This is a genomic window from Sphingomonas lenta, from assembly GCF_002288825.1.
GTDB lineage: Bacteria > Pseudomonadota > Alphaproteobacteria > Sphingomonadales > Sphingomonadaceae > Sphingomonas > Sphingomonas lenta.
Genome location: NZ_NSLI01000004.1, coordinates 418,680 through 433,804, shown reverse-complemented (window position 1 = coordinate 433,804; position 15,125 = coordinate 418,680). Strand labels below are relative to the sequence as shown.

Genomic DNA, 15,125 nt, shown 5'->3' with positions numbered 1-15,125 from the left:
CTGCGTCAAGCGGTTCACGATCGGTCGCAACCTCCTTGCCCCGGAGCCCGTCAGACGCCATGTGGCAGCGCTCATGACATTTCCGACCCTACCCGAACCGCTCGCCGCGGCGCTGTCCGCGCGCGGTTACGCCGATCCCACCCCCGTTCAGGCCGCCGTGCTCGCCGAGGAGGCGCGCGGGCGCGACCTGCTCGTCTCCGCGCAGACGGGGTCGGGCAAGACCGTCGCCTTCGGCCTCGCCATCGCCGACGAGCTGCTCGCCGACGGCGCGCTGCCCCAGCCCACCGCGCCGCTCGCGCTCGCCATCGCGCCGACGCGCGAGCTGGCGCTGCAGGTCGCCAAGGAGCTGGGCTGGCTTTACGAGCGCGGCCGCGTCGTCACCTGCGTGGGCGGCATGGACGCCGCGCGCGAGCGGCGGAACCTCTCCTACGGTGCACACATCGTCGTCGGCACCCCCGGCCGCCTGCGCGACCATCTGGAGCGCGGCAGCCTCGACCTCTCCGCCCTGCGCGCCGTCGTCCTCGACGAGGCCGACGAGATGCTCGACATGGGCTTCCGCGAAGACCTGGAGGAAATCCTCGACGCGACGCCCGAGACGCGGCGCACCCTGCTCTTCTCCGCCACGCTGCCCAAGCCGATCGTGGCGCTCGCCCGCACCTATCAGCGCGACGCGCACCGCATCGCGACCGTGTCCGACACCGCCGGCCACGCCGACATCGCCTATCAGGCGGTGGCAGTCGCGCCCGCCGACATCGAGAACGTCGTCGTCAACCTGCTGCGCCTGCACGAGGCGGAGACGGCGATCCTGTTCTGCGCCACGCGCGACAACGTCCGCCACCTGCACGCCAGCCTCGTCGAGCGCGGCTTCGCGGCGGTGGCGCTGTCGGGCGAGCACAGCCAGTCGGAGCGAAACAACGCGCTCGCCGCACTTCGCGACGGCCGCGCGCGCGTGTGCGTCGCGACCGACGTGGCGGCGCGCGGCATCGACCTGCCGGGCCTCAGCCTCGTGGTCCACGTCGAGGTGCCGCGCGACGCCGAGGTGCTCCAGCACCGCTCCGGCCGCACGGGCCGCGCGGGATCGAAGGGCACGGCGGTGATCATCGTCCCCTATCCGCGCCGCCGCCGCGTCGACGGCATGCTGCGGGGCGCGCGCATCCAGGCCGAGTGGATCCAGCCTCCCTCGCCCGAGCTGATCCGCGCCGCCGACCGCGAGCGGCTGCTGGCGAGGCTGCTCCAGCCGCAAGAGGTGGACGAGGAAGACCGCGACCTCGCCGCCAAGCTCTTGGCCGAGCGGTCGCCCGAGGACATCGCTGCCGCGCTCGTCCACACGATGCGGGCGAGTCTGCCCGCGCCCGAAGAGCTGATCGCGGCGGAGCAGCGCGCCGAGCGTCGACCGCCGCGCCCAGAAATACAGAATGGGGATTTCGGCCCGTCGGCCTGGTTCCGCCTCGACGTGGGCCGCCGCCAGAACGCCGATCCGCGCTGGCTGCTCCCCCTGCTGTGCCGCCGCGGGCACATCACCAAGGACGCCATCGGCGCGATCCGCATCGGTCCGAACGAGACGGCAGTCGAGGTGCGCGGCGACGTGGCGGCGAAGTTCGCGCACGCGCTCACCCGCACGGCGGGCTCCGCGGAGGACGGCATCGCGATCGAGCCGATGGATGCCGGCCCCGGCGGGCCCCCGCGCGGCGGCCCGGCGCAGCGACCGCCGCATCGCGCACGCCCGACGCACGCGCGTCCGAACGGTCCCCGCGGCCCACGCCAGGGCCGTCCGCGGTGAGCCCACCGGGCGCGAGCCCGGCGGCATCGGCTCTGGGCCGGCGCGTCCTGGTCGACGCGGACGCCTGCCCGGTGAAGGACGAGGTCTACCGCGTCGCGTGGCGGCACGGCGTGCCAGTCACGGTCGTCAGCAACCAGCGGCTCCGCGTCCCCGACCACCCGCTGGTGTCGCGCGTCGTCGTGGGCGACGCGTTCGACGCGGCCGACGACTGGATCGCGGAAGCCGCTGCTCCCGGCGCGGTGGTGGTCACCGCCGACATCCTGCTCGCCGACCGCGTGCTGAAGGCGGGCGCGGCCGCGCTCGCGCCCACGGGCAAGCCGTTCACGACGAGCTCGATCGGCGCCGCGGTCGCCACCCGCGCGATCATGGCCGACCTCCGCGCCGGCGGCGACGTGGTGGGCGGCCCGCCGCCGTTCGGGAAGGCGGACCGGTCGCGGTTCCTGCAGGCGTTGGACGAGCTGCTGGTGCGGTTGGGGCGGGCATAGCGGCGCTGGAAGTACACTAAAGTACACTGCAGGAACGCCTGAGCGTGGTTGACGCGTTCGGCGCGGAGCGCAAGTCGTGAACGGCGGTTTTCCGCCGTTTTCAGGGGTGAGTTTGACGACTTTGACGCCGAAACGCGTGTTGTGCGAGCTTTTCGGGGCGGAGCGCGGAACCGGGTGATGCTAAGTAGCTGAACGGGCGGCTTTTTACCGCGCCGTTGAAGTTGACGCAACTGGACGCACGTCCATCCGTTCGTCACCCCAGCGCAAGCTGGGGTCGCGAGCCGAGAGCGCACCCGGTCCGAACAGCGCGATCCCAGGTTGGGCTACGCCCGCCTGCGGCTGCGCTGGGATGACGAGTTTGGGGCTGACGATGAGAAAGAGCGACTCGGGACGCTATCGACGCGCGGGCTTGTAGGACAGCGGTTTTCGGCATGTCCGCTTTCGACCCATTGCGGACATTCGTCTCAGGCGGCAGTCTCCCGGCATGGAGGTCACACAACCCCGTCCGCTCTATGGTGTCGCAGTAGTCTCGGCTGCTCTCTTGCTTGCGGGCTGCAGCGATGCCCAGCGGGTTGGTACCCATGTGTATCGGGTGCCTGACGGAAACCTGATTGCGAAGAGCAGCTATCCGTTTCTCTTGCCGCCTTCGAAGGACGAGGGCTTTATCTTCATTCTCAACCCGGACGCGCCCCGGACAGAGCAGCGCAATGTCCAAGTGCAAGAGCGGGCCACAATCTGCGCCAGAGCAAAAGGAACCCAGGCACACGTAAACTCCACGATCTGCGGGCTGCAACGAGTGGAATGGAGAGGCCGTCCTTGGGTTAGACGCGGCAACGAAACATTCTGGACGTATAGCCCCGAAACGCCTTCGGGTTCGCCTGCTCCATTCGTTAGTTGCTTTGCCATGGAGATGGCAGGTCATCCCGGTGTATGTCACGCAACGTTGCCTGCCGATGATCTTGCTCTCACCATCGGCTTGAACGCTGATGAGCTACCCCAGCTTGCACGTCGCTACGACGAGGCAGTCTCAGCGTTGCGAACGTGGCAGCGATAGCGCGGCAACGTCCGCTTCCCACCCATAGCGGACGTTTAGGCGAACCGCTCTCGCGAGCAGAAGAAGCGTCATGCCGGATCAAGTCCGGCATGACGGGACGGATTGGAGGTTAGGACAGGCGGGAGGCAGCGCCGCGGCAAAGCCGCGTCGTCGGACGAGTCGGGCGAGTTCGCCTCGCCCGCTCGCCGGCCAGGATTGGGCGTCTCGCGGCCAGCTCGCGCTGGCCGCGTGCCCCCTGCGCCTTACGCCGCCACCGCGGCCTTGCCCTCGGTGGCTTCCTTCTTCCCCAACAAGCTCGGCGCCAGCTTGCGATGCGTCGCCAGCGCCTGCCCGACCACCTGGTCCATATTATAATACCGGTACGTCGCCAGCCGCCCGACGAACGTCACGTCGCCCGCGGCCACGCTAAGCGCTTCGTACTTCTTGAACAGCTGCTGGTTCTCGTCGCGCGGGATCGGGTAGTAGGGGTCGCCCTCCGCCGACGGGATCTCGTAGGTGATGCTCGTCTTCGGGTGCACCTGGCCGGTCAGGTACTTGTACTCGGTGATCCGCGTGTGGGGGATGTCCTGGCGCGGATAGTTCACCACCGCGACGGGCTGGAACACCTCCACGTCGTGCGTCTCGTGGACGAACCGGAGCGAGCGGTAGGGCAGCTTGCCGTAGCGGAAGCCGAAATATTCGTCGATCGGGCCTGTGAAGACCAGGTGGTCGTGCGAGTACACGTCGCGAACCTGGCGGTAGTCGACGCCCAGAAGTACGTCGATGTTCGGATGGTCGAGCATGCGCTCGAACATCTTGGTGAAGCCGTGGAGCGGCATCGCCTGGAACGTGTCGGTGAAGTAGCGGTCGTCGGTGTTGGTGCGGGTCGGCACGCGGCTCGTCACCGACTTGTCGAGCTCCGACGGGTCCATGCCCCACTGCTTGCGGGTGTAGCCCTGGAAGAAGGTCTCGTAGAGCTCGCGCCCGACCTTGGAGATCACGACGTCCGCGCTCGTCTTGATCACCTCCACCGGCTCCGCGCGGCTCTCCAGATAGGCCTCGGCCTCCTCGTCGGTCTTGAGATCGAGGTCGTAGAGGACGTTCAGCGTCGTGCGGTTGATCGGCATGGGCACGAGCTTGCCGTCGATGTCGGCGAGCACGCGGTGCTCGTACGGACGCCACTCGGTGAACTGCGACAGATAATCGAACACGTCGGCCGAGTTGGTGTGGAAGATGTGCGGCCCGTACTGGTGGATCAGCACGCCCGCCTGATCGAGATGGTCGAACGCGTTGCCCGCGATGTGCGGGCGGCGGTCGACGACCAGCACGCGAAGCCCCGACTGCGACGCCAGCCGCTCGGCCATCACCGCGCCCGCGAAGCCCGCGCCGACGACCATCACGTCATAGTGCGTGCCCTGGTCGGGCCAGCCGGTCGGCGAAACCACCGCCTCGACGCGGCCGCGCTCCTCGATCTCGGCGGAAATCAGCGTCGACATCTCGGCGAAGGTGCGGTCCCAGGAGCCGCGCGCGAGCTGGGCGTCCGCCCGGTCGAGCCACGCCATGTCGTCGCCGGCGGACAGCGCCATCGCCTCCTCGCAGGCGCGGACGAAGCTCTCGGGCGTGTCGGCGATCTTGACCGCGTCGAGCTCGCCGTAGGAACGCACCACGTCGGTCACCGGCGTCGAGACGACGGGGCGGCCGGCGGCGAGGTACTCGGGCGTCTTGGTCGGGCTGATGAACTTGGTCGCGTCGTTGATCGCGAACGGCATCAGCGCGACGTCCCAGCCGCTCATATAGGCGGGCAGGTCGGCGTAGTCGCGGCCGCCGAGGTAATGGAGGTTGGCGCGGCGCGGCAGGTCGTCCTCGCTGATCTTCACCACCGGGCCGATCACGACGACCGACCATTCGGGATGCGCGTCGGCGACCGCGGCGAGCAGCTCGAGGTCCATGCGCTCATCGACCACGCCCGCCCAGCCGAGCTTGGGCTTGGCGATGCCGGCCTGGTCGGCGGGCTCCGTCTTGATGCCGCGCGCGCGGGCGAAATGCGCCACGTCGACCGACGACGGAAAGGCGTGGACGTCGGAATGCCGGTCGCGCTTCGCCTCGTACAGGCTGGCGCCGCCCGTGAAGACGAGGTCGGCGACGCGGAGCAGCCGCGCTTCGAGGTCGAGCAGCTCCTTGGACGCGCCCTTGAAATTGGCGAGCTCGTCCATGCAGTCGTACACGGTGCAGGCCGCCTCCAGATGCTCGGAGATCGGCAGCATCATCGGCGTGTAGTACCAGCGCACCAGCGGCCCCTCGGACGGGTTGGCGGCGAGCCAGGCGTCGAGCAGGTCGCGCAGCTGCTCGCGCTCCCAGCGCGCGGGCTTCTCAAGCACGGGCGTCAGGCGGATCACGCCCGACTTGGCGTCCACCTCCTCGCGGACCTCCGGTTCCGTCAGGGACGCATCATACTCGGGCTCCTCCCAGAACAGCACGCGGTGCGTCTGCGCGAAGCGGCTCATCAGGTGCTGGGGACGCTGGAAGACGAAGTTCCAGCGGAGGTGGCTGAGGCAGAGGAGGGTCGGGCTTCCGCTGGGGACCTGCGCCTGCACGAGATGGGGTTTGGACGCCTGCGGAAGCTGATTTTTCACCTTCTCTGGAACCTTACTGTTGGATGAACAGCTTTAACCGCCATCATCTACTTAGGTTCCCGCCGATCACGTCTAAGCCATTGATGGTTAACGTGGATTAGCGTGGATCCGGGTGGAGGTAAGCGAAACCGCCCCGAATCCAGATCGTTGGGACGGGAACGGGAATGTGCGGCGCAATACGGACCGGAGCGACGACATGGCTGAGCTCGAACTCTGGGGCGGCGCGGAATGCACGGTGGTGCGGGTGGGCGACCGCTGGGGCGACCAGTCGCACCTCTCGGGCCATCACGGGCGCGACGAGGACCTGGACCTGTTCGCGGACGTCGGGTTCAAGGCGATGCGCTACCCCGTGCTGTGGGAGCGCGTCGCGCCGAACCACCCTGACGAATGCGACTGGTCCTGGAGCGACGCGCGTCTCGCCCGGTTGCGCGATCTCGGCATCCGGCCGATCGCCGGCCTCGTGCACCACGGGAGCGGGCCGCACTATACCAGCCTGCTCGACCCCGAATTCCCCGCCAAGCTCGGCCGCTACGCCGGACAGGTCGCGCGCCGCTACCCGTGGATCGAGGACTGGACGCCCGTCAACGAACCGCTGACCACCGCGCGCTTCTCCTGCCTCTATGGCCACTGGTACCCGCACCACCGCGACGAGGGCAGCTTCTGGACCGCGCTCGTCAACCAAGTGGATGGCGTCGCCCACGCGATGCGCGCGATCCGCGAGGTAATCCCACACGCGCGGCTGATCCAGACGGACGATCTCGGCCGCACCTACGCCACCGCGCCGCTGTTCCACCAGGCGGCGTTCGACAATACGCGGCGCTGGGCGGGCTGGGACCTGCTCTGCGGCCGGGTGACGCCCGATCATCCGCTCTGGCGGCGGTTGGTCGAGTTCGGGCTGGAGGATCGGCTACGGGCGCTCGCTGACGCCCCCTGCCCGCCCGACATCGTCGGCATCAACCACTACCTCACCAGCGACCGCTTCCTCGACCACCGCGTCCAGCGCTATCCCGAGCATGTCATCGGCGGCAATTTCGAGCAGCGCTACGCCGACGTGGAGGCGATTCGCGTGCTCGACCCCGCGCCCGGCGGCCTGGCGGGCGCGCTGCGCGAGGCGTGGGAGCGGTACAGGACGCCGGTCGCGGTGACGGAGGTGCATTTGGGCTGCACGCGCGAGGAGCAGCTGCGCTGGGTCGGCGAGGTCTGGGACACCGCGGCCGCGCTGCGTGAAGAGGGCGTCGACGTGCGGGGCGTCACCGCCTGGGCGGTGCTGGGCAGCTGTGGCTGGAACACGCTCCTCACCTGCGAGGGCGTGTACGAGGCGGGGCTCTACGACGTCGGTGCCGGCACGCCGCGCCCGACCGCGCTGGCGCACCTATGGAAGGGCCTGCCCGACGGCGCCGCGCGCCACCCGGTCGCGACCACGCCCGGTTGGTGGCGGCGGCCGATGCGGCTCCTCCACCCGCCCGTCCCCCGCCCCGCCCGCTTCGAGCGCGGCGCCCCCGCGCTGCCCCGCGCCGCCGACGTGGCCCCGCTGCTCATCTGCGGCGCGACGGGCACGCTGGGCCGGGCCTTTGCGCGCGCGTGCGACGTGCGCGACATCCCTTACGTGCTCACCGACCTTGCGGGCGCCGCGGCTTGCGCCGACCGGCATCGGCCCTGGGCGATGGTGGACGTGGAAGCGACACGCGGAAGGCGGACGTCGGCGGCGAAGCTGCGGGGTCTGCGCACGCTGCACGTCTCCGACGAGCTGGACGGCTCGCCCGAGCGTCTCGTCGTGCGCGCGGCGGGCATGTTCGGCGGGGACGGCGACGACTTCGCCACCGAGGTCGCGCGCGCTCTGGAGGCGGGGCGGCGCTTCCGCGCGGCGGGCGACCGGCTGGTGACGCCCGCCTATCTCCCGGCGCTCGTGAACGCGGCGCTCGACCTCCTAATCGACGACGCGACGGGCGTCTGGCGTCTCCGCCACGGCCCCGCGCTCGGCGCCGCCGACTTCGCGCGCGCGGTGGCGCGGGCGTGCGGGCTTGACCCGACGCTGGTCGACGGTGCGGGCGGCGGTGCGGCGGCGGACCCGCCCGCCGCCGAGCACGAGCTGCTGCTCGCCCCGCTCGACGAGGCGCTGGCCGCGTTCGCCGCCGATCGACGCCGCGCCGAGCAGGCCGCGCGGGAGGCCGCTTGATAAAAGAAGGTTGACGGGTCCTTCACCCAGCCCCTTCGCATCCTCGTCAGCATTCACCCCCTAACTGGCACCGTGCCGATGGAGGCATCGGACGAGAATAGGGGGTCAGGATGACCGAGACGAAACACCAATTGCTGGCCACCACCGCGGTGGCGCTCTCCTTCGCGATCGCGGCCCCCGCCGCGGCGCAGACCGCCGCCGCGCCCAAGCCGGGCGCACCCGTCTCGTCGGCTTCGGGCCGGACCAAGGGGACCATCCGACCGTTCGCGCCGGTCGCGCCCGATCTCACCACCGTCGACGTGACGGCGGCGGGCAAGGGCGACAGGGGCACGATCCGGCCGTTCACGCCGGTCGCGCCCGACGCCGACCTCAGCTCCGAGGTGCGGCTGGTGCCGATGGCGGGCAAGGGCGACCGCGGCGTCATCCGCCCGTTCGGCGGCCCGTTCCTGCTGCACGACGGCCGCTACACCGCGTTCGCAGGCGACATCGTCGGCACCTCCAGCCGCATCCGCGCCTTCGAGGACACGCTGGGCGTCTCGTCCAGCCGCATCCGCGCCTTCGCGGGCGAGCTCAACGGGCTGTCGAGCCGCATCCGTGCCTTCTGGTCGGACCCGGCGGTCAGCGGCACCTACAGCTACACCCCCACTTCCAACACCTTCTGGGGCACGCAATATTCCCAGTCGAGCTCGCTGCTCGCCAGCTCGAGCCGCATCCGCGCGTTCGACGGGAACCTGGAAGCTTATTCCAGCCGCATCCGCGCCTTCGCCGACGGACTCCGCTCGGTGGACGGCACGCTCAAGAGCTTCGACTCGGCGCCGACCAACTACACCGGCATCCGGAACGAGATCTTCACCATGGTCGCCGCCACCAAGGGCGTGTGGGGCTCGGCCGTGACGGCGCAGACCGGCAAGACGTTCGAGGACGGCTTCTCCAACCGGATGCTCTCCAAATGGGGCATCAACCTCTCGGACGCGCGGTCGATCGCCGGGCTGAACGAGGTCGACCTCGAGCTGTTCCTGCTCGACTGGCGCGACAACGTCATGCTCTTCTCCGGCGTCGACTCGGTCGACCATTGGATGAAGGCGATCAACTGGACGCCCTCCATGACGCACCAGGCCCAGTCTGGCCTGTACGGCGCCAAGGTGAAGGTGGGCCTGCTGGACTTCAGCGTTACCGGCGACCCCAAGGCCAACGTGATCCGGTCCGCCGGCATTTCGCAGGTGGCGGGCGCGCACGGCAACGCGGTGGCGAGCCTAATCGTCGGCGCGCATGACGGCCGCGGCGTCATGGGCCTCGCGCCCCGGGCCGAGATCGTCGCCTGGAACCCGTTCGACGCGACCGAGTCGGCGTCGTGGACGCACATTAAGGCCGGGCTGAATACGCTAGGCACGGACGCCCACGTCATCAATCTTTCGCTGGGCGTACCGGGCTGGACCTTCCATCCCGACTGGAAGCCTGTGCTCGGCGACAGCGCGATCAAGTCCAAGATCCAGGACGGCGTCTTCGTGATCGCCGCGGGCAATGACGGGTTCACCCAGACCAAGAACGTCGACATGACGGCCGCGTTCGACAGCACCTTCCTGGTCGTCGGCTCCGTGGACCCGAACAACGTCATCTCGAACTTCTCCAACCGGCCGGGCAACGTCTGCCTGACGGACGGCTTCGTGTGCAAGAACACGGCGCGCTGGACCAAGTCGAATCCGTGGTTCGTCGAGAAGTCCGACTACATCAAGGAAAGCGGCCTCCTGATGAACCGTTTCCTCGTCGCGCCCGGCGAGCTCATGCTGGTCGACGACGGCACGGGCAACTACTCGGCCGGGGTGAAGAGCAACGTCACCCGCCTGTCGGGCACGTCCTTCGCCGCGCCGCTGGTGTCGGGCACGGTGGCGCTGATCGCCGAGCGCTGGCCCTGGCTGCTCGACAAGCCACTGGACGTCGCGCACATCATCCTGTCGAGCGCCCGCGACCTCGGAGAACCGGGCACGGACCCCGTGTACGGCCGCGGCATGCTGGACGTCGAGGCCGCCATGTCTCCGCTCGACTGGAACAAGGTCACGATCAAGCAGAGCCTCAACGGCGGCGCCCTCACCGACACGACGCTCGCGACGCTTCGGAACACCAGCTCGTACACGCGGTCGACCTGGGACTATAATCGGGCGTATTTCTACGTCTTCGAGAACACGACTTCGTCCTGGCGCGACTTCTACGTCCCCATGTCGTCCAAGCTGGTCGGCATGCAGGTCGGCAGCAACCGCGACCAGATGAACTGGTATCTCCGGAGCCGCTTCCAGGCGGCGCTGGGCTCGCCCACGCGCTTCGCCGGCACGGGATCCGACGCGTTCGGCGCGCAGCGGTTCAGCGCGCCGATGGCGGGCTTCGGCGATCTGGCCGCGTCCGTCAGCGTCACGCCCAAGGCGTGGCGGCCCGGCCTGCGCCAGAGCACGTCGCCCTTCGATACGGCGGTCGCGTTCCAATCCGCCAGCGGCCGGGTCGCGATGCGGTTCGGCAGCGGCGTGGGCGGCGCGGACGTCGACGGGCAGCGCGGCTTCGCCCTTCAGTCGGACTACGACGTGCTCAACGGCGGCGCCAACCCGTTCCTGGGCCTGGCGTCCGGCGCGGCCTATGCCGCGGCGGACGTGGCGCTCGGCGACCGGCTGACGCTGACGGCCGGCGTGTCCAACCAGAGCGCGCGCCGCGACACGGACCAGATGCCGTTCCAGGACCGCGTGGCGCTAGGCGGGCTCGACGCGTACCAGGCGACCGCCAGCGTCCTCTCGGCCCGCTACCGCGCCACCGGCTGGCTCACCGCCACCGCGAGCTACACCATGCTCGACGAGGGCGCGGGCCTGCTCGGCACGCAGTCGCTGGACGCCTCCGACTTCGCGCACGGCTCCACCACCGACGCGGCCACGATCGGTGCGGACGTGACGCCCGGCCACGGGCTGACCTTCTCCGTATCCGGCACGCTGGGCCGCACTCGCGAAGCCGATCTCGGCCGCCAGAACATGGGCGTCGCGGACGGCGGCCTCGTCAGCAGCGCCTTCCAGGTCGCGCTGTCCAAGAACGGCTTGTTCGACGGGTCGGACCGGGCGCGCGTCACCCTGGCCCAGCCGCTGCACGTCGAAAGCGGATCGGTCGCGGTGAACCAGGTCAAGGTGGTCGACCGCACGACCGGCCGCCTGGGCACCGAAGTCGAGACGTTCGAGCTCAACAGCGGGACGCGCCGCTTCGTCGCCGAGGCGATGTACGGCCGGTCGATGCTGGACGGCCGCGGCGAGCTGAGCCTGTTCGGCCGCGCCGACCTCAAGAGCGACGCCGCCGCCCAGCCGTCCATGACGGTCGGCGGGAGCATGCGCCTGAGCTTCTGAAGCACAGGCGAGACGTGGGAGGGGGCCGTCGCCGGCGAGGCGGCGGCCCCTTTCCCTTTTGCGTCATCTTAAGTTTTGGGCGGTAGCGTCGCGGCCATGCGAACGAGCTTGCTCCCGCCGTGCGTCCTCCTGGCGCTCCTGCTCGCCGCCCCGGCGGCTCCCGCCGTCGCCGCAGGGCCCGAGCCGGCGGGCGCCGTCAAGCGGACGGACGTGGCGGCTGCGATCGACCGCGCCATCGCCGAGGCCAAGAAGGCGATGATGAGCGACCCCGCCCGGGCGCTCTCGCTGGCTCGGGGCGTGCTGGCGGCCGCGGCGCGGCTCCCGGAGGGCAGGGAAAAGGTCGTCGCGACGGCGACCGGGCGCTGGCTGGAAGGCGAAGCGCTCATCTTCCTCGACAAGACGGCGGAAGCGGCGCCGGCGATCGACGCCGCGCTATCCGGGGCCATGCAGGCCGCGCCCAACACCAAGCTGCACGGCGACGCCCTGCGCTCGCGCGGCTTCATCGCATCGGTGACCGGCCGAACGCTGGACGCGCTGCGCGACTATCAGCGCGCGCACGACGTGTTCCACCGCGCCGGCGAGCAGCGGAGCAACGCGCTCACCCTCCAGGACATCGGTCTGATCTATCACGACGCCGGCGACTACGACCGCGCGCTGCAATACTCCCGGCAGGCAGAGGCCGCCTATCCCAGCGATCCCATGCTGACGCTGACGCTTCGAAACAATCAGGCGGAAGCGTACCGCAAGCAGGGCCGGCACGCCATGGCCGCCGACGTCTATCGGACCGCGCTCGCCCAGGCGCGCCGGCTCGGCGCGATGCTTCTCCAGGCGCGCATTAACGTCAACTTGGCCGAATCGGAGGCCGAGGCCGGGCGCCTGGGCCGCGCGCAGGCCGCGGTGGACGAGGCGATGAGGCTCAGCGCGAGCGGCGAAGGCGCACGATGGCGGCGTTTCGTGCACGGCGCGGCCGCCATGGTCGCGATCGCGCGCGGCGATTTCGACCACGCGGAGGTGTCGCTGGCGCGCATCTTCGCGGGCGTGGACCTGGAAAAGTCCGACACGCTCTTCCGCGACTACCATCACGCCGCGGCGCGCGTGTTCGAGCGACGCGGCGACAGCGCGCTCGCGCTCAGGCACCTCAAGGCTTATCAGCGCCTGGAGAACGAGGCGCAGCAGCTCACCGCCTCCGCCGCGGCGCAGCTGATGGCGGCGCGCTTCGACTTCACCAACCAGAACCTGCAGATCGCCAAGCTCCGCCAGGACCAGCAGGCCCGCGAGCTGGAGGCGGAGCGCGACCGGCGGCGGTCGCAGAACATCCTGTTCAGCGGCCTCTTAGTCGCGGGCGCGGCGGTGTTCGGCGTCCTCCTGTTCGGCTTCCTCGCGGTCCGCCGCAGCCGCGACCAGGTGACGGCCGCCAACAACTCGCTGACCGAGGTCAACACCGAGCTGGAAAAGGCGTTGAAGGCCAAGACCGAGTTCCTCGCCACCACCAGCCACGAGATCCGGACGCCCTTGAACGGCATCCTGGGCATGACGCAGGTGCTGCTCGCCGACCGCGGCGTCGCCAAGGAGGTGCGCGAGCGCATCGAGGTGGTGCACGGCGCGGGCGAGACGATGAAGGCGCTGGTCGACGACATCCTGGACGTCGCCAAGATGGAATCGGGCGAGCTCACCGTCGCGCGCGAGCCGTGCGACCTCGACCGCATCCTCCACGACGCCGCACGCCTGTGGAGTGGCCAGGCGCAGGCCAAGGGGCTTGAGCTGGTGCTAGACCAGGCGGACGCGCCCAGGCGCATCGTGTCGGACGGCGGCCGCCTGCGCCAGATCGTCTTCAACCTGATGTCCAACGCGCTCAAGTTCACCGCGCAGGGCCGCGTCACCTTGTTCGCGGGCGTCGAGGGGCGAGCGGACGGCGCGGAGACGCTGGTGCTGCGCGTCGCCGACACTGGCATCGGCATCCCTCCGGAGAAGCAGGCGGAGATCTTCGAAGCGTTCCGCCAGGTCGACGGCGGCACGACGCGCCAGTACGGTGGCACCGGCCTGGGGCTCGCCATCTGCAAGCAGCTCGCGGTCGCGCTGGGCGGCGACATCCGCGTCGAGAGCGCCACCGGCCACGGTGCCAGCTTCACCGTGACGCTGCCGCTGGAGCGCGCCGAGGTCGAAGCGGCGGCGGCCGAGGAGCTGGAGAATAATCCGGCGCTCGGGCAGGCGCGCATGCTCCTTCTCGAGCGCAACCCCTTGAATCAGGGCGTCATGCGCCTGCTGCTCGCCGCCGAGGCCGAGTCGGTCACCGTCTGCGACGGCGTGGGCGAAGCGGTCGCCGCGATGGAGGCGGGCGGGATCACGCACGTCGTCGCCGACGCTGCGTCGGCCGGCGCGGAAGGTCCGGAGGTGCTGGCGGGCTTACGCGAGCTGGTCGCCGCGGCGAACCGGACGGGCGCGCATTCCACGCTCCTCCTCGCCCCCGCCGCGGCCGGGATCACCGTCGCCGAGGGCATGCTCGTGGGCGCGTCGCAGCTCGTGGTGAAGCCGATCGGCGCGGCGGACCTGATGACGGCGCTGCGCTCGCTCTACGGCGACGATCCCGAAACGCTGGTCGCCCCCGCGCTCTTGGATGCGCGGGCGGCGTGAGGCCTCGGTAAGCCCGTGTTTACCACCAACCGCTACACAGTGATTCGAAGTTCAGGGAATCCGGTCGCATGCAAGTCCTGTTCGTAGAAGACGACGCAATGAACCGCCGAGTGGTCAAGGACATGCTGAGCGTCGTCGGCGCCAACATGGCCGAGGCGCCCGACGCCGAGACCGGCCTCCAGATGATCGACGAGGGCCAGTTCTCCATCGTTCTGATGGACCTGCGCATGCCCGGCATGGACGGCCTGACCGCCATCCGCCACCTGCGCGCGCGCGGCGACGCCAAGGCGCAGCTGCCCGTCATCGTCGTCACCGCCGACACCGCGCTGGACCTGCGTGAGCGCTGCATCGCGCAGGGCGCGGACGAGGTGCTGCTGAAGCCGGTCGCGATGGGGAAGTTGCTGAAGGCGATGAGCCAGATGCTGGCGAAGGCGGCGGGGTCGAACGCGGTGGTACTCAGCTAGGCCGCACGCGCCGAGCACAGCTCGAAGCGAGACGGCCGTGCTCGGCCGGCGACCGCGCGGTTCTGACCCGCGCGTGTCGGCCGACGACGCGGCTTCGCCGCGGCGCTTGTTTTTCACAACAAACGGGCCCGCCCTCCGCACCGGGAGGACGGGCCCTTTCGTACTACCCCGCCGCGGCAAAGCCGCGTCGTCGGACGTAGCTGCGCTACGCCGGCCGGGCTTGAGTGTCTCGCGTGCTAGCTCCGCTAGCCCGCGTGCACCCTTGCGCCGTTCAACGGAAAGCTCCCGAACGCCCCCGCGCCTACCGTGCCGGTGATCGTGTCGCCGTCCACCGTCGCCTGGCAGTCGAGCGTCATGGGCATCGGCACCGTCATCTGCTGCTTCCAGCTGATCTGCTGGCCGCGCACGTCGCCCGACACGTCGCTCGAGCCCATCGCGCCCGACACGGTGCCGGTGAACTTATCGTTCTCGCCCCGCACCGTCAGCGTCATCTTCTGGTCGCCCAGCGGCGATTTGACCGTGCAGTCGTAGGTTCCGTCGACACCAGCCATCAGC

General features: G+C 70.0%; 8 protein-coding genes. 6 read left to right on the top strand and 2 right to left on the bottom strand.

Annotated features, from left to right (window positions below):
• The first annotated feature begins 73 nt into the window (after positions 1–73).
• Both CKY28_RS14275 and CKY28_RS14270 read left to right on the top strand, forming a co-directional pair.
• Positions 74–1,780: a DEAD/DEAH box helicase gene (locus CKY28_RS14275; protein ID WP_095999250.1), complete on the top strand. Its 1,707-nt coding sequence runs from the start codon at positions 74–76 to the stop codon at positions 1,778–1,780.
• A complete protein-coding gene (locus CKY28_RS14270) occupies positions 1,777–2,265 on the top strand; it encodes a YaiI/YqxD family protein (RefSeq protein ID WP_245841852.1) in 489 nt (162 codons plus the stop codon). Before CKY28_RS14275 ends, CKY28_RS14270 begins: the two co-directional genes overlap by 4 nt.
• Positions 2,266–3,561: 1,296 nt before the next feature.
• Here CKY28_RS14270 and glf read toward each other — a convergent pair.
• Entirely contained in the window at positions 3,562–5,931 is a 2,370-nt protein-coding gene (gene glf, locus CKY28_RS14265; RefSeq protein ID WP_245841851.1) for a UDP-galactopyranose mutase, read from the bottom strand.
• Between the two features lie 196 nt (positions 5,932–6,127).
• Here glf and CKY28_RS14260 point away from each other — a divergent pair, with 196 nt between their 5' ends.
• The 4 genes from CKY28_RS14260 (at position 6,128) to CKY28_RS14245 (ending at position 14,570) form a co-directional block, all read left to right on the top strand.
• Positions 6,128–8,107, top strand: coding sequence for a family 1 glycosylhydrolase (locus CKY28_RS14260; protein WP_095999247.1), 1,980 nt, complete (start codon positions 6,128–6,130; stop codon positions 8,105–8,107).
• A gap of 110 nt (positions 8,108–8,217) precedes the next feature.
• Positions 8,218–11,475, top strand: coding sequence for a S8 family peptidase (locus tag CKY28_RS14255; RefSeq protein WP_095999022.1), 3,258 nt, complete (start codon positions 8,218–8,220; stop codon positions 11,473–11,475).
• A gap of 96 nt (positions 11,476–11,571) precedes the next feature.
• Positions 11,572–14,106: an ATP-binding protein gene (locus CKY28_RS14250; RefSeq protein WP_095999021.1), complete on the top strand. Its 2,535-nt coding sequence runs from the start codon at positions 11,572–11,574 to the stop codon at positions 14,104–14,106.
• A 68-nt stretch (positions 14,107–14,174) separates the two neighbouring features.
• Positions 14,175–14,570: a response regulator gene (locus CKY28_RS14245; protein ID WP_095999020.1), complete on the top strand. Its 396-nt coding sequence runs from the start codon at positions 14,175–14,177 to the stop codon at positions 14,568–14,570.
• Between the two features lie 245 nt (positions 14,571–14,815).
• Here CKY28_RS14245 and CKY28_RS14240 read toward each other — a convergent pair whose 3' ends face one another.
• Positions 14,816–15,121 carry a hypothetical protein gene (locus tag CKY28_RS14240; RefSeq protein ID WP_095999019.1) on the bottom strand — a complete coding sequence of 102 codons (306 nt, stop codon included), beginning with the start codon at positions 15,119–15,121 and terminating at the stop codon, positions 14,816–14,818.
• Between the last annotated feature and the right edge of the window lie 4 nt (positions 15,122–15,125).